Below are 20842 nucleotides of genomic sequence, written 5' to 3'. Positions count from 1 at the left end.
AGGTTGAGTTTTTTGAGGTTTCGGAGAGACGAGTATGGGTGTGATCAGTGTCATGCGAGGCGACAAAGGCGGACAGGCGATGCTGGCCGTCCTGCTGGTTGTCGCGGTCGTGGTGCCGATCCTGAATCTGGTCGTGCCCGAGTCCAGCCCCTGGCATGTTTCCACCTACACGGTGACCCTGCTCGGCAAGTATCTGACCTATGCGCTGCTCGCCGTGGCGGTCGACCTGGTATGGGGTTACCTGGGCATCCTGAGCCTGGGCCATGCCGCCTTCTTCGGTCTCGGCGGCTATGCGATGGGCATGTACCTGATGCGTCAGATCGGCGACCGCGGTGTCTATGGTCACCCCGTGCTGCCGGATTTCATGGTCTTCCTGAACTGGTCGGAGCTGCCCTGGTTCTGGCAGGGCTTCGACCTCTTCTGGTTCGCTGCGCTCATGGCCATCCTGGTCCCGGGCGCGCTCGCTTTCGTCTTCGGTTATCTCGCCTTCCGCTCGCGGGTCACCGGCGTCTATCTCTCCATCATGACCCAGGCGCTGACCTATGCCCTGATGCTGGCCTTCTTCCGCAACGAGATGGGCTTCGGCGGGAACAACGGTCTGACCGACTTCAAGGACATCCTGGGCTTCGATCTGAAGAGCGACGCGACGCGGATCGGACTCTTCCTCGCCTCGGCGGGTGCCTTGGCGCTGGGCTATCTGGCCTGTCGCTGGATCGTCACCTCGCGGCTCGGGCGCGTGGCGGTCGCGATCCGCGACGCCGAGGCCCGCACCCGCTTCATCGGATATCGGGTGGACCGAGTCAAGCTCGCCATCTTCACCTTCTCGGCGATGCTCGCAGGTGTTGCCGGGGCGCTCTATGTCCCGCAGGTCGGCATCATCAATCCGGGCGAGTTCTCCCCGCTCAACTCCATCGAGCTGGTGATCTGGGTGGCCATCGGCGGTCGGGCGACCCTCTACGGGGCCGTCATCGGCGCCATTCTGGTCAACTACGGCAAGAGCTATTTCACCGGCGCCTTCCCCGAGGCATGGCTCTTCGCCCTGGGTGCGCTCTTCGTGATCGTCACACTCTTTCTGCCCAAGGGCATCGCCGGCCTGGTCGGCATGATCAGGACCTGGCGACGATCGCGATCCCCCGCCGGGCCTCCTCCAGCGGAGGCCGCACCATGAAACCGGTCGAGCAACTGCGCGAATCCATGCGCAAGGACCGGCAGTGGAGCTTCATGTACTCCATGCTGGATCTGGATCTGGATGTCAGCCAGGGCGTGATCCTCTATCTGGAAGACGTCAGCGTCAGCTTCGACGGATTCAAGGCGATCAATAACCTGAATTTCTACGTCAACGCCGGCGAGCTGCGCTGCGTGATCGGCCCGAACGGCGCCGGCAAGACGACCATGATGGACATCATCACCGGCAAGACCCGTCCGGATACCGGCAGCGCCTATTTCGGGCGGACCATCGACCTGCTGCGACTCTCCGAGCCCGAGATCGCCGCGCTCGGGGTCGGCCGCAAGTTCCAGAAGCCGACGGTCTTCGAGTCCCACAGCGTCTTCGAGAACCTCGAGCTCGCGATGGCCGGCGACAAACGCGTCTTCCCGACCCTGTTCGCCCGACTCGGCGGCGAGCAACGCGACCGCATCCACGAGGTTCTGGGCATCATCGGTCTCCAGGAACAGACCCACCGCGAGGCCGGCGCACTCTCGCACGGCCAGAAACAGTGGCTTGAGATCGGCATGCTGCTGATGCAGGACCCCCATCTGCTGCTGGTCGACGAGCCGGTCGCGGGCATGACGCACCAGGAGATGGACCGCACGGCAGAGCTGCTGCTCTCGCTGGAGGGCAAGCACTCCGTGGTGGTGGTCGAGCACGACATGGACTTCGTCCGCTCCATCGCCAAACGCGTGACCGTGCTGCATCAGGGCTCGGTCCTCGCCGAAGGCAGCATGGACGAGGTGCAGAACGACCCGCGCGTGGTCGAAGTCTATCTGGGGGAATGAGTCCGATAGGGATTGCCTCATGTATCCTGCTCGAGACGGCGCGCCATGCACGCGAACGCCCTCGGAGGCCACGCGATGACGACGGACTACGATCAAGACTTCTATGCCTGGTCGCGAGAGCAGGCCAGCCTGCTACGCTCCGGCCAGTACGGGCGACTGGATGTCGCGCACCTCGTCGAGGAGATCGAGGACTTGGGAAAGCGGGAACGGCGCGCATTGGAAAGTCGGCTCGCCGTTTTGCTGGGCCATCTTCTGAAATGGCAGTACCAGCCGGGATATCCGAGCCGCAAATCCTGGCGCGCGACCATCAACACCCAACGCCGCGCGATCGCCAAGCTGCTGGACGAAAACCCGAGCCTGGCCGCGAGACTCGACGAGATCATCCGCGACGCCTATCCGGACGCGATCGACCTCGCCGTCGCCGAGACGCCGTTGGACTACGATGCCTTTCCCGAAAGCTGCCCTTGGGACGAGACGCAGATCCAAGGCACCTTTCTGCCTGGCTAAAACGCGTCTTGTGCAGTATGCGATGGAATCGCTTGGGACGAGCCGCCGATGTGCCAGCGATCTCAGTGGGGACGCGTTTTAGGAATGTTCTTCTTTTATCTTGAATCGCGTCGAGTGAAAGGCATCCTGAGCCCTCGACGCGGCGGCACCTGACGACATCGATTCACACCTCGGACGCGATTCAACATGCTTGAGATTTCGGGACTCAATCAGTTCTACGGCGAGAGCCACACGCTCTGGGACCTTGAGGTGGAGATCCCGCAGGGTCAGTGCACCTGCGTCATGGGTCGCAACGGGGTCGGCAAGACGACACTGATGCAATGCATCATGGGGCTGCTCCCGTTGCGCTCAGGCTCCCTGAGCTATCAGGGCCAGGATCTCGCGCGTCTCACCGCCGAGCGTCGCGCACCGCTCGGGATCGGCTATGTCCCGCAGGGCCGGCAGATCTTCCCGCTGCTGACCGTCGAGGAGAATCTGCGGATCGGTCTGTCCGCGCGTCCCGATCGCGTCAAACAGATCCCCGGCTACATCTTCGAGCTCTTTCCGGTGCTCAAGGAAATGCTCGGGCGCCGCGGCGGCGATCTCTCCGGCGGTCAACAACAACAGCTTGCCATCGGGCGCGCCTTGGTCATTGACCCCAAGCTCTTAATCCTCGACGAGCCCACCGAAGGCATTCAACCCAACATCGTCCACGAGATCGGCGACATCATCCGCCGCCTCATGACCGACCTGAACCTCACCGTTATCCTGGTCGAGCAGAAGCTTCCCTTCGCCCGCCGCGTCGCCGATCGTTTCATCATTCTCGACCGTGGACGGCTCATGGCGAGCGGGGCGATGCCCGATCTGACCGAGGATCTCGTGAAGCAATACCTGACGGTGTAAGTCCGAGCGCCGATGCGGGGCTCGGTGGACTTCGCTGTTGCTCGTCCATCCCAGCCGGTCATAGGCGATTTCCGGAAAATTCCATACCCGTTGTGCTGACGATAGGAAGCGCAACGTCCGCGGGCGGTTGGTTGTGCCTCGCACGGCTCGGCACAACCTACGGCCCTACCGGCCGGTCATAGGCGATTTCCGGAAAATTCCATACCCGTAGGTTGCGCTTACGATAGGAAGCACAACGTCCGCCGGCGGTTGGTTGTGCCTCGCACGGCTCGGCACAACCTACGGCCCTGAAAGCCGCACGGAGACACGGAGACATGGAGACACGGCGCACATTCAGGAAAAATCTCGTAATCTCCGTGTCTCCGTGAGGAATATTTCGAGCTACAACCCCGAGTGCTCGGCAAGCGCCTCGCGTTTCCGATACACCGTCCCCTGAAAGAGAGCGATCAGGGTCTGCTCATCGTCGAGGATGCGGATCAGGTAGGTGGCGAGCTTGGGGTTGATCGAGACCTCTTCGGCCTCGGCGACGAGTGTCCCGCCGCGTGCGGCGGTCATGTAGGAGATGGTAACGTTGATCCCGAGCGCGACCGTGCCGTGTGAGTTGGAGGCGACGGCGAAGACCAGATCGGCCAGGCTGAAGATGGCGGCGCCGTGGACGACGCCGACGGCGTTGCGGTGGTGGTCATGGATCTCGAGCTTGGCCTTGGCCCGCCCCGGCGCCATCTCCAGAAGCTCGATGCCGACGTGTGCGGCGAAACGGTCCTTGAGAAAGAAGTCCTTCAGATCGGCCTGTGTGAGCTCGGGGGTCGGCTGGGGGGGCGTCATGGCTCTCTCCTGCACACCTTGCGGTTCGAATGTTGGCGGATGGGCATGAAACCCCTTCGCCGGACGAGGTGTCGAAGTATACCGAGCGCGCGTGGGTTTTTCGGTAAGCAGGGTGCGCGGGGCGTGCAATGCGGCGAAAAACCCAGGTGCGCTCGGTCTATGTCCTCACAGGAGAACGGGCAACCCGATCGGATATTGACCTATGACCCCAGTGAAACATCGCGCCCTTTGGGCGACGCTCCTTTTGTTCCAATGCGCAGTGCTGTTTCCGGCGACGGCTTACAGCGGGCTGAACGAGCCACAGCGGATCATCCAGCAGGTCTCGGACGGCCTGATGCGGGTGCTGCGCGAGGATCGGAACCTGCTCAAGACCGACCCTGGCTATGTTCATCGTCTGGTCGACGAGCTGTTCTTGCCGCATGTGGATGTCCCGCGCGTCTCGGCCATGGCGCTCGGACCCTATTGGCGGGATGCGACGCCGGAGCAGCGCCGGGTGTTCCAAGCGGAGTTTCAGCGTCTCTTGATCCAGACCTATGCCTCCGCGCTCGACGCACTCAGCTCATGGGATATCCGTTTCTTACCCATGCAGTTGGAGCCCGGCGCCACGCGCACGCTTGTTCGCACCGAGATCCAGCAGCCGGGCGGGCAGACCGTGCGGGTGGATTATCGGATGGCCTTCACCGACGGGCGTTGGCGAGCCTACGACGTAGCGGTTCAAGAGATCAGCCTGCTGGCCTCGTATCGGAATCAGTTTACGTCGGTGGCGCAGCGTCGCGGCATCGACGGGTTGCTCGAGGAGTTGACGACCCGGAACGACACCCGGCGTTGACCCGCGGGCGGCTTGCGCGAGCGGGAAGGTTGGTCGCGCTTCCGCGCCCGCGGGGTACAACCGACATCTGGTTCCTGATGACTTCGACACCTTACCGAGCCAGCGTCGGCGCCAGGGCGTAGGTTGTGCCGAGCCGTGCGAGGCACAACCAACCGTTGGCGCAAGTTGTGCTTCCTATCGTCAGCACAACCTACGAGTGTGGAAATTTGCGGAAATCGCCTTACCGAGCCAGCGTCGGCGCCAGTGCAAAACCGCGCAGGTTCTTGGAGAAGCGTTCCAACGCATGGATTCCGGTCGCCTCGGCCTGTTGACACCAGTCCTGCAGTGCATGAAGTAGTGCCTCCTGGCTGGGCGCCTTGCGGTCCCAGATCTCCTGCAGACGCTCGCGAAACTGATAGACGGTAGCGAGCGTCTGACTCTTGGCCAGGATTTGCTCCAAGCTGCTGCGCGCGGCAACGTCGAGTCGTTGCCCTTCGGTCAGGAGCAGTCGTCGCGCACGCCTGACCAAACGTTTACAGTGCTCCGCGTCGCGGCAGAGCTCCTCGCGCGAGACCGGGCCCATCACCTCTTTCCCGTAGCGGGCAAAGACGTGCATTCGGCTCGTGATGACGGCACGCAGGGTCTCGAGATCCAATTGCGACTTGCCCTCTACCACCTGCGGGTTGGGTGCGACCCGACGGACCTTCGCCAAGCGCAGCGCCTGCAGGATGCGGATATACATCCAGCCGATGTCGAATTCCCACCACTTCGACGAGAGCCGTGCCGAGCTCGGGAAGGCGTGATGGTTGTTGTGCAGCTCCTCGCCGCCGATCAGGATGCCCCACGGGACGATGTTGGTGGAGGCATCCGGTGGCTCGAAATTGCGATAGCCGAAGTAGTGGCCGACGCCGTTGATGACTCCGGCGGCGAAAATAGGGATCCACAGCATCTGAACGGCCCAGATCACGATGCCGTAGACGCCGAACAGGACGACGTCCAGGATCAGCATGAGCGCGACTCCCTGCCAGGTAAAGCGGCTGTAGAGCCGGCGCTCGAGCCAGTCGTCCGGGGTGCCTTGGCCGTAGCGCTCGACGGCCGAGCGATCGCTCGCGGCTTGTGCGTAGAGCTCCGCGCCCTCGGTCAAGACCTTGCGCAGACCCAAGACCTGCGGGCTGTGCGGGTCCTCGGCGGTCTCGCACTTGGCATGGTGGCGCCGATGCACTCCGACCCACTCCTTGGTCACCATCCCGGTCGTGAGCCAGAGCCAGAAGCGAAAGAAGTGGGAGACCGCCGGATGAAGGTCGAGCGCCCGATGCGCTTGTGCACGGTGCAGATAGACCGTCACGGCGACGATGGTGATGTGGGTCATGCCGAGCGCGATGAGCACGGCAGAAAAGATGTCGACGTCGAGCAATCCGTAGGGCGTCATGGATGTCCTGAAAGAGTGGTGGTGGCATGCCGGTCCGGTCGTCGACGGACGGCGATCTGTCCCTTTGCCGTTGTCCGGCTCGTGCAGCACGGCAGATGTGTCGCGACCGTTCGTTGTCGTTGTCGTAATTGTATCGATCGTCGATTACGACAAAGACAACGAAGATGATCTCGGACGGTCTCGGAATCTTCTGCACCGCTCCACTAGGGTTGTCTTCCGACCCCTCTTTGTAGCATCAGGTTCCCGACCGCGTCCAGATCGGCCCGCCAGCCGGGGGCGAGCCAGGTCGTGGCCAGTGCGTCGGCGATGATCGCCGGGCCGACCAGCGAATACCCTTCTCCGATGTCCTCGCGGGCCCAGCAGGCGACCGGCGTCGGACATCCGTAGGCCGTGGCGCCTCCCGTCGGATGCCGTCGGACCGATGCGCCGATCGGCGGCAGCGCAAGATTCGGGATCGGGCCGCGCAAGCGCACCCGCAGATTGACCAGCTCCACAGGGAGATCGAGCCGGTGGCCGTAGCGTTTCCGGTGCTGTCCGTGAAAGGCGGCGATGGTGTCCACGATGCCATCCCAGGACAGGTTGAGCGTGTGCGATTGGCCGCGGTAGCGCAGATCGAGCGAGCGCTCGACACGCAGGTCTTCGGGGGCCACACCTTCCTGCTCCAGCTCGGCGATCCCGCTCTCGCCGAGCGCGGCAAGTGCTTCCTCGATCTCGGTATCGCCCACCTCGGCGAGCAGCCCGAGGCGCGTCCGGGTCAGGGTTCGCCCGGCCGGGGTCACCAGCATCCCGAGTGCGGAGAGGACACCGGCATGCACCGGGACCAAGGCGCGGGTCATGCCCAGCGCCTCGGCCAGGGCGCAGACGTGCAGACCACCGGCACCTCCGAATGAAGTGAGGACAAAGTCGCGCGGATCCAGACCGCGCTGCACCGAGATGACCCGCAGGGCGCGGGCCATATGCTCGTCGGCCAGGCGGATCACGCCCAGCGCGGCCTCCTCGATCGAGAGTCCCATGGCTTTCGCGAGTCGCGCGAGTGCGGTGCGGGCGGCGTCCGAGTTCAACCGCATGCGCCAGCCGAGGAAGCCGTTCGGGTCGAGCCGTCCGAGCACCAGGTTGGCGTCCGTCACGGTCGGCTCGGATCCGCCGCGGTCATAACAGGCGGGCCCCGGATCGGCTCCGGCAGACTCGGGTCCGACCAGGAGCATCCCGCCGGCATCGAGCCGCGCGATCGAGCCCCCGCCGGCCCCGATGGTGTGCATGTCGACCATCGGCAGCGCGACGGGGAAGCCGGCGATGCGCCCGTCGGTGGTGAGACGCGGCTCGCCGTCGACCACGGCGACATCCGTGGAGGTTCCGCCCATGTCGAAGGTCAGCAACCGCGCGCCACCGGCCTTCGCCGCGGCGAAGGTCGCCCCGGCGAGCCCGCCGGCGGGACCCGAGAGCAGCAGGCGCGCGGTGTGCCGGGCGGCCTGACTCGCCGTCACCGCCTCCCCGCTGCTCTGCATGACCGAGACCCGCGCCCCGGAAAGGCCGTCGGCAAGGCGCCCGATATAGCGGGCCACGATGGGCCCGATCCGGGCATTGATCCAGGTGGCGATCCCACGCTCGTACTCGCCGACGAGCGGCAGGACCTCGGAGGAGCGCGCGACGAACAGACCCTCGGGCATCGCGTCCTTCAAGGACCGCTCGGCACTGTCGTCCAGATAGGAAAAGAGCAGGTTGATCGCGACCGACTCCGGGGCGAGCCGCGCGACCCTTGCCTTCAGCGCGTCCAGGTCGGCCGCGGTCAGGGGTTCGACCCAGTGGCCGTCGGCGCCGAGACGTCCGCCGGTCTCGACACAGAACTCGGGCGGAACGGGCGGGAGCCGTGCCGGCGGCTGGAGATCGTAGAGATCCGGTCGCGCCTGGCGAGCGATGGTCAAGAGATCACCGAGCCCGCGATTGGCGACATAGAGTGTGCGGACACCCTTGCCTTCCAGAACGGCGTTGGTCGCCACGGTACTCCCGTGGATGACGTGCAAACCGGCCGGATCCAGACCCAGCTCGGCGATTCCGCGCAGGATCGCCTGCTCGGGCGCCGCCGGGGTCGAGAGGACCTTATGCGTCTGTACCGAGCCGTCGCGCCAGAGCGCCAGGTCGGTGAAGGTCCCTCCGGTGTCGATGCCGACGATGATCATGGCGAATGAGGGTCGCGCTCGAGGGCCGCCGGGGTTGCAGAGGCGGAGGCCGATAAGGCTTCGTGGGATCTAGTCGCCGGCACGGGCGCGGGTACCGCCCAACGGATCCTCGGCCTCGGGCGGCGGCGGTGCAAGCGAGCGCACCCGCAGATGCAGCGCGGCCTTCGCGAGCAGGTGTGCACTGACCGGGGCCGTGATGAAGAGGAAGAGGGTCACCAGGATCTCATGCAGGCTGAGCCCCTCGCCGCGGGTGCTGAAATAGAGCACGGAGGCGATCAGCAACGCCCCGACACCGAGCGTCGTCGCCTTGGTCGGGCCGTGCAGACGCGTGTAGAAATCGCCGAGCCGGGCAAGCCCCAATGACCCGATAAAGGTGAAGAGCGCACCGACGACGATCAGAACCGACAACGTCACTTCAAGCATTCAATCGCGTCCTCGGCGTGATGGATAGAGGCTGTACCGGATCATACCCACGTGGCCCCATCAGAGCATGGAGTCGACGCGATTGAAGAAAAATCAGAAAGAATTAAACATCATGAAAGCGCGTCAGCTCCAACGCACACAGATGACCACGACGCTCGCCAAACCCTCGAACATGACACAAGTCCACCAAAAGACGCGCTTTCATCACTCGATGATATCGCCGCGCAGCAGATATTTGCAGAGCGCCACCGTACCCACGAAACCCATCATGGCGATCAGAAGCGCGGCCTCGAAGTACAGCGAGCTGCTCAGATGGATCCCGAGCAGGACCAGCAGGGCGATCGTGTTGATGTAGAGGGTGTCGAGCGCCAGGATGCGGTCCGGTTTGTCCGGGCCCCGGAGCAGGCGCCAGAGGCTCAGCAGCAGCGCTGCGGAAACCAGTGCGAAGGCGATGGAGACGGCAATGCTCAGCATGGCTCGAAGACCTCTTTGATCGGTGCCTCGTAGCGGCGCTTGATCTCTGCGATCAGTGCGTCGGGGTCTTTGACCTTCAACCCGTGCACGACCAGTTGGCTGCGATCCGGGCTGAGCCAGGCCGAGACGGTGCCCGGCGTCAGAGAGACCGTGTTGGCGAGCAGGCTGATCCCGAGATCCGTGCGCAGGGCGAGCGGCACGCGGACGAAGGCCGGCTTGACGTGTTTCGGGCCGCCCAGGATCAGTGCGGCGACCGCGAGATTGGCGATCAGGATGTCGTACATGACGACCGCGAGAAAGCGCATCAAGGTCAGTGGTTTGTGGATCCTGACTCGCTCCGGCCAGAAGCGCAGCGTGAAAACCGGGATCGCCCATCCCAGGAGAAGTCCCAAGAGGATCTGACCGGGCGACAGGCTGTTGACCAGCAGGAGCCAGATGACAGCCAGTACCGGCGTGAGGATCGGATGGGGCAGCAGCCTGAGCTTCATGGTTGATGCACTCCGCTCATACGCTTCGGGGGTCGCCCAGTACGGCCCGGATATAGACACCCGGCTCCAGGAGCTGCTCGGCGGTTGCACGGGTGTAGTCCGACAAGGGGCCGGCCAAGACGACCAGCGTGACGCAGAGCAGCAGCAGGCCGATGATCGGTAAGAGGCGGCCCCAATTCGGGCCGATAGTGGATCGGCCGGGCGCCCCGGTCCGCTCGATCACGCCCTCGGCGCGGTAGAACAAAAGGCTGCCGCTTCGCGCCAGTGCGATGACGCCGAAAAGACCGGCGCTCAGGATAACGCCGAACACCCAGGGCATGCTCGGAAGACCCACCGCGGCGTTCAGCACCATGTATTTGCCGACGAATCCAGACAGAGGCGGCAACCCGGACACCAGGATGGCGGTGATGAAGAAGAAGGCACCGACCAGGTTGGCATTGGCGATCACCGGTCCCGGATCGAGGCGATCCGCAAGCATGCCGCGTCCCATGGCGATCATGTCCGCCAGGAGAAAGAAGGCCGCTGCGGCGAAGGTGCTGTGCGCCAGATAATAGAGACCGGCACCGATGCTCGCCTCGGTCCCCAGTGCGAAGGCCGTCAACAGAAACCCCACGGACACCACCACCAGATAGGCGACCTGCCGGCGCAGCTCGTGCGCGGCGAGCACGCCCAGGGTGCCGATCACCATGGTCGCGAGCGCGAGCGGCAACAGCCAGGGGCCGATCAGATTCGCGACCGGACCGGCCTCGGCGCCGAAGATCAGGGTATAGACCCGCAGGATGCTGTAGGCGCCGACCTTGGTCATGATCGCGAAGAGCGCGGCCACCGGCGCCGATGTCGACGAATAGGCCGCGGGCAGCCAGAGATAGAGCGGGATCAGTGCCGCCTTGAGCGCAAACACCACGAACAGCAGGAGCCCGGCCGCGCGCACCACGCCGAGGTTTTCCGGCGGTGTCGCCGCCGCCTTCACCGCCAGGTCCGCCATGTTGAGCGTCCCGAGGATGGCGTAGAGGGTGCCGACCGCGAACAGAAAGAGCGTGGACCCCGCCAGATTCAGGGCGACGAAGTGCAGCCCGGCGCGCACCCGGTTCGCCCCGCCGCGATGCAGCAGCAGCCCGTAGGAGGCGAGCAGCAGGATCTCGAAGAAGACGAAGAGGTTGAACAGATCGCCGGTCAGAAAGGCGCCGCTTAGACCGAAGATCTGGAGCTGGAAGAGCGGATGGAAGTGCCGGCTTCCGGCATCCGTGCCGCGCACGGCGTAGAGCATCGCGAAGAAGGCGACCAGGCTCGTGATGAGCAGCATCCAGACGCTCAGACGATCCGCGACCATGACGATCCCGTAGGGTGCCGGCCAGTTGCCGAGCGCATACACCAGGATCTCGCCCCCGGCGACACGCTGAACCAGCAGCGACACCAGCAGGATCTGCACGACGAGTGCGATGAGGTTCAGGACGCGGCGCACGCGCAAAGGCATGACGCGCCGTACCAGCAGCAACAAGGTGGCCACCAAAAGCGGGAAGAGGACCGGCGCGATGACCAGATGATTCATTCGCGCTTCCCCCCCCGGGTGTCGCGGGCGTCGCCGCTGTCGAGTCGTCCGTCCACCTGATCCGTCCCCAGCTCGCCCCGCGCCTTGAGTGCCAGCATGATGAGGAAGGCGGTCATGCCGAAGCTGATGACGATGGCGGTCAGCACCAGTGCCTGAGGAAGCGGATCCGTATAACCGGTGGCCTGATCCGAGATCACTGCGGGCAGACCGACGGTCAGGCGCCCGGTGACGAAGAGGAACAGATTCACGGCGTACGACAGCAGGGTCAGCCCGATCACCACAGGGAAGGTCCGCGCCCGCAGTGCCAGGTAGACCCCGCAGGCGGTCAAAACACCGATGATCACGGCGATCAGGGCTTCCATCGACAACAGTTCGTTAAGCATGGTTCGCCCCGGACGGTGCCGGCTCGCCTGGATGGCTGGCATGGTGCATCAGGCCGAGATGCACCAGGATCAGGAGCGTCGCCCCGACCACGACCAGATAGACCCCGAGATCGAAGGCGATCGCCGAGGCCACCTCGAAGTCCCCGATGACCGGCCAGTGCACATGGGTAAAGGTGGAGGTCAGGAAGGGATAGCCGAAGAGCAGGCTCGCGAGCCCGGTGAGCAACGCGATCAGCAGGCCGGCGCCGATGACCGGATGCAGATTGGAGGTCATCCGGTTGTGCGTCCAGTCCACGCCATTCGCCAGGTACTGCATGATCAAGGCGATTGCAGTAATCAGCCCTGCGATGAAACCGCCGCCCGGCAGGTTGTGTCCGCGCAGGAAGATAAAGGCCGAGACCAGCAGGGCGAGCGGCAAGAGCAACCGCGTCAGGGCGGCCATGATGGGGGGATGCATGTCCCAGTTCCAGGGCCGTCCGCGTGCGTCGCAGGCCGGTCCGGGCAGACGCAGATCCTTCAGCATGGCATAAATGCCCAATCCCGCCAGCGCCAGGACCGTAATCTCGCCCAGGGTGTCGAAGCCTCGGAAATCCACCAGTATGACGTTCACGACGTTCCCGCCTCCGCCTCCAGGCACGCTGTTCTCCAGAAAGTAATCGGCGATGCTCTCGTAAGGTCGCGTCAGCACCGACCAGGTCAGCGCCGCTGCGCCGCCGCCGGCCAGGCCGGCAACCCCGATGTCGCGGATCCGTCGTGGCCAGCTCGACTCGCTCTGGCTGTACTGCGGTAGAAAATAGAGCGCCAGCAGCAGCAGCACGATGGTGACCACCTCCACCGAGAGTTGGGTCAAGGCGAGGTCGGGTGCCGAGAACTTCACGAAGATGAGCGACACCAGCAGACCCAGCGCACCCATGACGATCAACGCAGTCAGGCGGCGTCGGTGCAGGATCACCGTCCAGAGTGCGACGGTGATCAGAGCGAGTGTCACCAGCAGGCTCACCGCATCGGCGGGCAAGAGGGCGCGGTCGCCGGTCAGGGGTGCGCCGCCGCCGAGGAAGCCGATTGTCCCCAGGGTCAGCGCAGACCCGATGAAGACCAGCAGCATGCGCTGCAGGGAGCCGTTGTCCAGGGTGCGCGTGACGGCGCCCGCCAGAGCGAGGACCCCCTTGAGGAGCCAATCGAAGACGGCCTTGGCATCGAGGCGCCCTTCGAGCTTGGTCGCGAGCTTGAACAGCGGTCGGCGTCCGGTATAGATGAGAATGCCTCCGATCAGGGCGACGACGCTCATGATCAGCGCCGCGTTGACGCCGTGCCAGATGGCCAGATCGTAGTCCGGCGGGGCGGTCTGAAGCACGCCCGTCGCCGCCACCAAGAGCAGCGGCGCCACCGTAAAGGCCGGCAGGATCCCGACCACGAGACAGACCGCGACCAGGATCTCCACCGGAACCTTCATCCAGCGCGGCGGCTCGTGCGGTGTCTTGGGCAGATCCACCGGGTCGCCGTTGAAGAAGACGTCGTGGATGAAGCGCAGCGAATAGGCCACGGCAAAGATCCCTGCGACGACAACGGCGCCGGGCAAGAGCCACTCCCAGGTATGGTTCGCCGAGAAGGTCACCGTCTCGCCGAAGAACATCTCTTTCGAGAGGAATCCGTTGAAGAGCGGAACACCGGCCATGGCCGCAGCGGCGACCATCGCCAGCGTCCCCGTGTAGGGCATGTACCGCCAGAGCCCGTTGATGCGGCGCATGTCGCGCGTCCCGCATTCGTGGTCGATGATGCCCGCAGCCATGAAGAGCGATGCCTTGAAGGTCGCGTGGTTAATGATATGGAAGAGCCCGGCGACCGCGGCGAGCGGTGTCCCGATGCCGAACAGCAGCGTGATCAGGCCCAGATGGCTGATGGTCGAGTAGGCAAGCAGACCCTTCAGATCATGCTTGAAGAGGGCGAAGTAGGCGCCGATTAACAGGGTCGAAAGCCCCGCGCCCATGACCAGGATCGACCACTCGGTCGTGCCGGAAAGGGCCGGAAACAGACGTGCCAGCAGGAAGACACCCGCCTTGACCAGGGTTGCCGAGTGTAGATAGGCCGATACGGGCGTGGGCGCCGCCATTGCGTGCGGCAGCCAGAAATGGAACGGGAACTGTGCCGATTTCGTAAAGGCACCGAGCAGGATCAACACCAGCATCGGCGTATAGAGCGGGTCGGCTCGGATCAGGTCGCCGTTGGCGAGGACCACGGACAGATCGTAGCTTCCGACCATCTCGCCCAGCAGCACGAAGCCGCCGAGCATGGCGAGCCCGCCCAGCCCCGTCACGGCAAGCGCCATGCGCGCCCCCGTTCGGGCATCCTCGCGATGCTGCCAGTAGCTGATGAGCAGGAAGGACGAGAGGCTGGTGAGCTCCCAGAACATCAGGAGCAGGATTAGGTTCTCGGACAGGACGATCCCGAGCATCGAGCCCATGAAGAGCAGCAGATAGCCATAGAACCGGCCCATACAGTCGCGCTCGGCCAGGTAGTAGCGCGCGTACAGAATGACCAGCAGACCGATCCCCAGGATCATCAGGGCGAACAGCAGACCCAATCCGTCGAGTCGGAATGCGAGGTCGAGTCCCAGCGCAGGTATCCAGGGGATGCGTTGCACCAGGGTCTCGCCCAGAAACGGGGCGGTCACGCTCGGCGCCAGGGCTGCCAGGGAGGCAATGGCGACGACACCGGCCATCCAGGCCGATTGCAGCCGGCCGAAGCGCGAGACCCACGCAGCCAGACCGGCCCCGATGAAGGGAATGAGAACGACGAAGAGAAGATTCATGCGCGCAACTGCCTGAACGGGAGGACGGTGACTCGCTCGCCACAAGGATACCACCGTCGCGCTGCAGGCGCGCCTGCACGGACATGCCCCTGCCGATCAATCCAGGGCTTGCGACTGCGCAAGCAGATCTTCGGCGCCGCCGGGTCGCCCGAACAGATAGCCCTGAAAGGCAGGGCATCCGTGCTCGATGAGAAAGGTTCGCTGAGTCGGCGTCTCGACGTTGATGAATCGAATCTCCCCGTCAGCATTCAGGTGCCAGATCCCGAACGGGAGGATCTCCAACACGGCGTTGAGAAACGCCTCGCTCTCGCGCAACGCCGTATCGGCAGTCTTTTGCTCTGTGATGTCCTGCAGCGTGCCGACGCGGCAGCGGCGCCCGCCGGATGTGGCGGGCGCGGGCTCGGGACGGGCGCGAAGCCAGGAGAGTCGTTCAGGGTCGACCCGGGATTGCACCAGCAGACCGGCGATGGCAGCCAGCAGCAGCGCAAGCGATACCCCCGAGGCGCCCTTACATCCGCGCGGAGGAGCGCAAGACTACGCCGTTGTTGTGCCGTACCGCCGACGAAAATAAGTTCTTCGGGTCGTCTCGCGACGCACCGACTCGATCGATCTCGCCACAACGGATCCTGGTTCGAGCATGCCCCGTTCAGGATGCCTCTCCGGCCGCACCCTCACTGCGGGTCGGGGGTTGTGCTTCTGCCTGGAAAAGCGCATCGGCCGGACCCGGTAGCCCGAAGAGAAAGCCCTGAAAGGTCTGGCAGCCATGATGCAACAGGTAATCGCGCTGCGCCTCGGTCTCGACACCCTCGGCCATGATCGCCAGACCAAGGCTCTCGGCAAGTGCGACGAAACTCTCGGCGGTGGCGTCGTCGTCGCTATCCGCGAGGACCTCGCGCACGAATGCCGGGGCGAGTTTCAACTGATCGAGCGGCAGACGCTTGAGATACGACAAGGAGCAATAGCCAGACCCGAAGTTGTCAAGCGTAAAGCCAACGCCCGTCTCCTTCAACGCCAGCATCTTGACGAGGGCGTCCTCGGGGTCGTCCAGCAACGGCAACTCGACCAACTCCAGACGCAATCGCCCCGGATCTGCCCCGCTCTCGGCAAGCGCCCGGCGGACGTCCTCGACGAGCTCGGGACGGCGAAAATGCTCGCCGCTGATGTTGACCGCCAGGTTGAGTCCCGCGGTCTCGGGTCGCCTTGCCCACTCGGCCAGTTGTGCGCAGGCGCTCGCGAGCACCCAGCGGCCCAACGCCAAGGCCAGTCCGAGCGACTCGGCCAGTTCGATGAACTGCGCGGGCGGGATCAGACCGCGCTCGGGATGGCGCCAACGCAGCAGCGCTTCGGCCCCGTTGACACGCCCTTGCGCGTCGACCTGCGATTGGTAGTGGAGGACGAGCTGACCATCCCCGATGGCGTGGCGAAGCTCCCGTTCGAGCGCGGCGCGTTGGTTGACGCTCGCCTGCATTTTGGGGTCGTAGAACCGCAGCCGATTGCGTCCGGCGGCCTTGGCTTGATACATGGCCAGATCGGCGTGCTTTAGGATCTCCTCGGCGGAATGCGGTTCGCTGCTGAACATGGCGATTCCGAGACTGGGGGTGCTGGTGTACTCCGCGCCCGCAAGCATGTAGGGCGCTCCCAAGACGGTGACGATTTTCTCCCCGACCGCTTCGGTCAGCGCGGCGCCCTGAGCCGGATCATCGCCCAGATCCTGCAGCAGGACAACGAACTCGTCGCCGCCGAGGCGTGCGACACTGTCGCTCTTGCGCACCGTCTCGCTCAGGCGTTGCGCGACCTCCTCCAAGAGCAGATCGCCGACATGGTGTCCGCGGGTATCGTTGAGCTGCTTGAAGTTGTCCAGGTCGATGAAGATGACGGCGCCGTGCTGGCCGGTGCGTGTCGCGGCGGCCAGCGTCTGCTTCAGCCGGTCGAGCAGCAGCCGGCGATTTGCGAGTCCGGTCAAGGGGTCATAGAAGGCGAGCCGGCGAATCGCCGCCTCGTCCTCTTTGCGTTGGCTGATGTCGTTCAGGGTGCCGACATAGTGGGTGACGTGCCCGAGGTCGTCCCGCACCGCCTTGATAGTCATCCAATCCGGAAAGATCTCGCCATTCTTGCGCCGATTCCAGATCTCGCCCTCCCAGTATCCTTGGTGTTCGATGCGCGCCCACATCTGCGCGAAGAAGTCCGGGTCGTGCCGACCCGATTGCAGCAGCCTCGGGGTCTTGCCGAAGGACTCCTCGGCGCTGTATCCGGTGATCCGTGTGAATGCCTCGTTGACCCGCAGGATGCGCTCCTCGGCGTCGGTGACGAGCATCCCCTCCTGTGCCTCGAAGGCGATTGCGGCGATCCGCAGCTCCGCCTCGGTCTGCTTGCGTGCCGAGATGTCGGTGATCATGGCCAAGGCCCCCGTGACCTCGCCGTCGTCGCCGTAGAGCGGGTTCGTGGTGACGAGCGTCCACAGGTGCGAGCCGTCGAGCCGCCTGAAGCGAAACTCGTGCGCCTCGGCGATCCCGGCCCGGCGTTTGTCGAGGTTTTGCTCGGCGACCGCACGGGAGTCGGGGTCCATGAAGTCGAACATGGATCGGCCGAAAAGCTGATCGGCGCGACACCCCAAGAGCTTGGCCATACGGGGATTGGCGAAGGTGGTACGGCCATCGAGGTCGATCGCCCAGATGCCCTCATGCGCGGTTTCCACGATCCGCCGGAGCCTTGACTCGCTCTCCGACAGCGCCAGCTCGGCCAACTTGCGCTCGGTGATGTCCTCGACTGTGCCGGCGGCGCGCAGCGCTTGACCGTCATGATCGAATTCGAGAACCGCCCGTTGACGCAGCCACCGCAGCCGGCCGTCGATAAGGGTACGGTGCTCCACATCGTAGGGCGCGCCCCGAAGCGCCGCCTGCCAGGCGCTCGCGATCGCTTCGCGGTCGAGCGGATGAACCTTCTCCAGAAAGCGCTTGAGGCTGACGGGCGTATCGGGCGGCACGCCGGTGATGCGGCTGGCGACGGCTGAATTGGTCGACCGGTTTGCCTGGATATCGAAATCCCAGCTCCCGACCTGCGCGATCTGCTCCGCGCGCTTCAACTCCGCCTCACGCGCCTGGACCTCGGCCGTGCGTTCGGCAACCGTCATCGCCAACCGCGCCTTTTGATGGCTTGCGTCGGCCAGCAGTTTTGCCAGCGTCGCCAACAGGAGGCTGAAGAGCAGACCCAGTCCAATCCGCACACCGAGCCCGAGCGGATCGCCCCAGCCGTCGATCGGGCTGAGACTCAGGGTCCAGGTGGCGTTCGGCACCTTGAGCTTTGCCTCAACCGGGGAAACCGGCTCGACCGGCGATGCCTCGATGATCTGGACCTCACCGGTTGGCGGTGTGGTGGTCCAGAGTCGGTAGGCGATGCCGCGCTCCACGAGCTGTGACAGTCCGCTGGGTGCGAGGGCATCGGGGAACGGCAAGCGGACGATGGTAAAGCCCCAAAAGACCGGGTTCCCGCGGGCATCGTCGATGAAGACGGGGAGGCGCCCGACCGTGCCGGTCTGGCCTTGCACCAGCCTGTAGGGGCTGGACAGGGTCAAGCGGCCGGTCTCCAGAGCCAACCTGGCATCCGGGCCGCGTACGGGATCGTTCAGCAGATCGAGACCGATCACCGGCTCGTTTTCGGCCAGCGGAATAGCCTCCCGAACGACGCCGTCGGGTGCGAGGAACAGGGCGTCCACCCCGGGGTAATGGGGGAGCATCGCCTTACCCAGTGCCTGGAAATCGGAGATGCTGCCTTGGCCCTGCTGCACGAGGGCGGCCAGGGCATAGGTCGCGGACAGGGCGCGGTCGGTGGTGCCCGTGATCGTATCCGCGTACTACTTGGCGAGAACCGCGGTATCCGCGCGGATCACCCGTAGGCGTTGTTGCTCCGTGTAGGTGACCATGCCAGCGGACAGCGCGAGGGCACCCAGTAGGCTTGCGAGTGCGATCCTCCAAGATGAGGCGATCTTCGGCGTCTCGCGATCGCGCATGCGTCTCCGGCGATCTTGTGTCGCCCTGTCCTGTCGGGCGGGATCGGGTGCTTCGGTCGAGTCGTCTCGCCACGATGGCATAACGGCCGTTCCTCCGACCTCGCTCGGTATTGCGCACGGTTCACCCGATGGATGTCGAGGGATTCCGGCCGTTCCCGTGCCTCCAAGAGTAGACCATTCGACGCGTCGGCGTCATCGAGATCGATCCAGGGGCGGTTTGCATGCTCGGCAAAGCGCGCCGCGGCATTGGGGCTTTCCAATTTCCTCCCGAGCGCCGATGATTCACCGCATGGACGTCTTCCCCCTTCCCATAGCACGTATCGGCATCATCGGCGGCGGTCAGCTCGGCCGCATGATGGCCAAGGCCGCGAAACGGATCGGCTGCACCTGCGTGGTGCTGGACCCGACACCGGGCTCCCCGGCCGGTCAGGTCTCGGGGCATCAGATTGTGGGTGCCTATCACGACCCCGCCAAGCTGCGCGAGCTGGCCGACGCCTGCGATGTTGTGACCTTCGACATCGAAGACATCGATGCCGAGACACTCATTCAGCTCGGGCGCGAGGGCCACAATATCCAGCCGCCGCCGACGGTTCTCGCCTTGATTCAGGACAAGCTCACGCAAAAGCGGGCGTTGAGTGCGGCCGGCATCCCGACGGCGTCGTTCGAGCCGATGCCCGAGCCCTCGGCCGACGCCTTCGCGGCCTTCGGCTATCCGCTGGTACAGAAGGCCTGTCGCGGCGGTTACGACGGCCGAGGCGTCTCGATCCTGGACGGCCCCGAGGACTTCGACGCGCATCTGCCCGTGCCTTCCCTGGTGGAGCGCTTCATCCCGGCGGCCAAGGAGCTGGCGGTGCTGGTGGCCCGCGGGCTCGACGGGGATCACCGCTGCTATCCCGCGGTCGAGATGTGTTTTCGCCCCGACGCGAATGTCCTCGAGATGCTGCTGGCCCCGGCGCAGATCCCGGCGGAAACGGCCGCCGCGGCTGAGCAGCTCGCGGTGCGCACCGTCGATGCCTTGGGCGGCGTGGGCATCTTCGGGGTCGAGATGTTTCTGACCGAGGCGGGCGATCTGCTGGTGAACGAGGTCGCGCCCCGCACCCACAACTCGGGTCATCACACCATCGAAGCGAACATGACCGATCAGTTCGAGCAGCATCTGCGCGCCGTTGTGGGTCTGCCGCTGGGGTCCACCGAGCAGCTCTGCCCCGCGGCCATGATCAACCTGCTGGGCGCGCCAGGTCATCGCGGGCGCCCCGTCATCAAGGGGATGGCCGAGGCCTTGGCGATTCCGGGCGTCTGTCTGCACCTCTACGGCAAGGCGGCGACCTCGCCCTATCGCAAGATGGGCCATGTCACGGTCCTTGACCGGGACATCGAGCAGGCCCGCATCAAGGCCGAGCGGGTCCGTCTTCTGATCGAGATCTCGGGAGAGGATCACCCATGACCACATCCAACCCACCCCCGTCGTCGGCGGATCGCCCGGCCCGGGTCGGCATCATCATGGGAAGCGATTCAGACCTGCCGGTGATGCAGGATGCCGCCACCGTGCTTGGCGAGCTCGGAATCCCCTACGAGATGACCATTGTCTCGGCGCACCGCACGCCCAAACGGCTCTACGAGTATGCCGAGAGTGCGGTCGCTCGGGGCCTGTGCGTGATCATCGCGGGTGCCGGCGGTGCTGCACATCTGCCCGGCATGGCGGCCGCCATCACGCCCTTGCCGGTGATCGGAGTCCCGGTGAAGACCTCCAGCCTTTCCGGGCAGGACTCCTTACTCTCGATCGTGCAGATGCCGGCCGGCGTGCCGGTGGCCACGGTCGCCATCAACGGCGCCAAGAACGCAGGGATCCTCGCCGCCCAAATCATCGGCGCCTCGGACGCGCAGGTGCGCGAGCGCATCGTGCGCTTCAAGCAGGATCTCGAATCCATGGTGATGGCGAAGGTCGCGGCGATGGAGCAATCCACGTGAACCCGCTCGCCTATTTCGATCCGGACGATCCCTACCCCGAGAGCGATGGACAGCCGATGGCGGAGAACACGGAGCGGTTCGACTGGATCGTCAAGCCCGCTTTTCCTATCCTGAACCGC

The 20842-nt window shown here is 64.8% G+C and carries 19 protein-coding genes and 1 pseudogene; 8 read left to right on the top strand and 12 right to left on the bottom strand.

All coding sequences use genetic code 11. From position 1 onward, the window contains the following. Nucleotides 1–34: 34 nt before the first annotated feature. From urtC to urtE, 4 genes are all read left to right on the top strand, one after another. Nucleotides 35–1168 (top strand): urea ABC transporter permease subunit UrtC, encoded by a 1134-nt coding sequence (gene urtC, locus AADX97_RS12020; RefSeq protein WP_374236601.1) that lies wholly within the window; start codon nt 35–37, stop codon nt 1166–1168. Continuing rightward, nucleotides 1165–1995, top strand: coding sequence for an urea ABC transporter ATP-binding protein UrtD (gene urtD, locus AADX97_RS12015; RefSeq protein WP_374236600.1), 831 nt, complete (start codon nt 1165–1167; stop codon nt 1993–1995). Before urtC ends, urtD begins: the two co-directional genes overlap by 4 nt. Nucleotides 1996–2070: 75 nt before the next feature. Continuing rightward, a complete protein-coding gene (locus tag AADX97_RS12010; protein WP_374236599.1) occupies nt 2071–2502 on the top strand; it encodes a DUF29 domain-containing protein in 432 nt (143 codons plus the stop codon). Between the two features lie 186 nt (nt 2503–2688). Beyond that, nucleotides 2689–3384, top strand: coding sequence for an urea ABC transporter ATP-binding subunit UrtE (gene urtE, locus AADX97_RS12005; protein WP_374236597.1), 696 nt, complete (start codon nt 2689–2691; stop codon nt 3382–3384). 381 nt (nt 3385–3765) lie between these two features. Here the strand turns inward: urtE and AADX97_RS12000 are convergent, their stop codons facing one another. Beyond that, nucleotides 3766–4209, bottom strand: a complete 444-nt coding sequence (locus AADX97_RS12000) for a PaaI family thioesterase (protein ID WP_374236596.1) — start codon at nt 4207–4209, stop codon at nt 3766–3768. 202 nt (nt 4210–4411) lie between these two features. On the opposite strand from AADX97_RS12000, the gene AADX97_RS11995 reads away from it, so the two are divergent. Beyond that, nucleotides 4412–5038: a phospholipid-binding protein MlaC gene (locus AADX97_RS11995; RefSeq protein ID WP_374236595.1), complete on the top strand. Its 627-nt coding sequence runs from the start codon at nt 4412–4414 to the stop codon at nt 5036–5038. A 220-nt stretch (nt 5039–5258) separates the two neighbouring features. Here AADX97_RS11995 and AADX97_RS11990 read toward each other — a convergent pair whose 3' ends face one another. From AADX97_RS11990 to AADX97_RS11940, 11 genes are all read right to left on the bottom strand, one after another. Then, nucleotides 5259–6446, bottom strand: coding sequence for a fatty acid desaturase (locus AADX97_RS11990; RefSeq protein ID WP_374236594.1), 1188 nt, complete (start codon nt 6444–6446; stop codon nt 5259–5261). 203 nt (nt 6447–6649) lie between these two features. After that, nucleotides 6650–8623 carry a hydantoinase/oxoprolinase family protein gene (locus AADX97_RS11985; protein WP_374236593.1) on the bottom strand — a complete coding sequence of 658 codons (1974 nt, stop codon included), beginning with the start codon at nt 8621–8623 and terminating at the stop codon, nt 6650–6652. 69 nt (nt 8624–8692) lie between these two features. After that, complete coding sequence (locus tag AADX97_RS11980) at nt 8693–9046, bottom strand: Na+/H+ antiporter subunit G (RefSeq protein WP_374236592.1); 354 nt, start codon at nt 9044–9046, stop codon at nt 8693–8695. Nucleotides 9047–9250: 204 nt separating this feature from the next. Next, complete coding sequence (locus AADX97_RS11975; protein WP_120796843.1) at nt 9251–9520, bottom strand: K+/H+ antiporter subunit F; 270 nt, start codon at nt 9518–9520, stop codon at nt 9251–9253. Next, entirely contained in the window at nt 9514–10008 is a 495-nt protein-coding gene (locus tag AADX97_RS11970; protein ID WP_374236591.1) for a Na+/H+ antiporter subunit E, read from the bottom strand. Before AADX97_RS11970 ends, AADX97_RS11975 begins: the two co-directional genes overlap by 7 nt. A 16-nt stretch (nt 10009–10024) precedes the next feature. Further along, complete coding sequence (locus tag AADX97_RS11965) at nt 10025–11557, bottom strand: monovalent cation/H+ antiporter subunit D (RefSeq protein ID WP_374236590.1); 1533 nt, start codon at nt 11555–11557, stop codon at nt 10025–10027. Then, complete coding sequence (locus AADX97_RS11960) at nt 11554–11919, bottom strand: Na+/H+ antiporter subunit C (RefSeq protein WP_374236629.1); 366 nt, start codon at nt 11917–11919, stop codon at nt 11554–11556. The genes AADX97_RS11965 and AADX97_RS11960 overlap by 4 nt, the downstream gene beginning before the upstream one ends. A 13-nt stretch (nt 11920–11932) precedes the next feature. Then, the gene (locus tag AADX97_RS11955) at nt 11933–14749 is read right to left on the bottom strand and encodes a monovalent cation/H+ antiporter subunit A (RefSeq protein ID WP_374236589.1); all 2817 of its coding nucleotides are present in this window, start codon (nt 14747–14749) and stop codon (nt 11933–11935) included. Between the two features lie 96 nt (nt 14750–14845). Beyond that, nucleotides 14846–15202: a hypothetical protein gene (locus tag AADX97_RS11950; RefSeq protein WP_374236588.1), complete on the bottom strand. Its 357-nt coding sequence runs from the start codon at nt 15200–15202 to the stop codon at nt 14846–14848. Between the two features lie 193 nt (nt 15203–15395). Then, complete coding sequence (locus tag AADX97_RS11945; protein WP_374236587.1) at nt 15396–18533, bottom strand: EAL domain-containing protein; 3138 nt, start codon at nt 18531–18533, stop codon at nt 15396–15398. Between the two features lie 66 nt (nt 18534–18599). Further along, nucleotides 18600–18755: a hypothetical protein gene (locus tag AADX97_RS11940; RefSeq protein WP_374236586.1), complete on the bottom strand. Its 156-nt coding sequence runs from the start codon at nt 18753–18755 to the stop codon at nt 18600–18602. Between the two features lie 289 nt (nt 18756–19044). On the opposite strand from AADX97_RS11940, the gene purK reads away from it, so the two are divergent. The 3 genes and pseudogenes from purK to AADX97_RS11925 form a co-directional block, all read left to right on the top strand. After that, complete coding sequence (gene purK / locus AADX97_RS11935) at nt 19045–20199, top strand: 5-(carboxyamino)imidazole ribonucleotide synthase (RefSeq protein WP_374236585.1); 1155 nt, start codon at nt 19045–19047, stop codon at nt 20197–20199. Then, entirely contained in the window at nt 20196–20723 is a 528-nt protein-coding gene (gene purE, locus AADX97_RS11930; RefSeq protein ID WP_374236584.1) for a 5-(carboxyamino)imidazole ribonucleotide mutase, read from the top strand. Before purK ends, purE begins: the two co-directional genes overlap by 4 nt. Continuing rightward, nucleotides 20720–20818 (top strand): annotated as a pseudogene (locus AADX97_RS11925) (Uma2 family endonuclease); the annotation flags it as partial. The gene purE and the pseudogene AADX97_RS11925, both read left to right, overlap by 4 nt. Between the last annotated feature and the right edge of the window lie 24 nt (nt 20819–20842).

Origin of the sequence: Thiocapsa sp. C2-2m, assembly GCF_041903745.1 — a bacterium.
Lineage (GTDB): Bacteria > Pseudomonadota > Gammaproteobacteria > Chromatiales > Chromatiaceae > Thiocapsa > Thiocapsa roseilacustris.
Note: the sequence above shows the minus strand (reverse complement) of the source record. Positions and strands in the feature narration are given on the sequence as shown.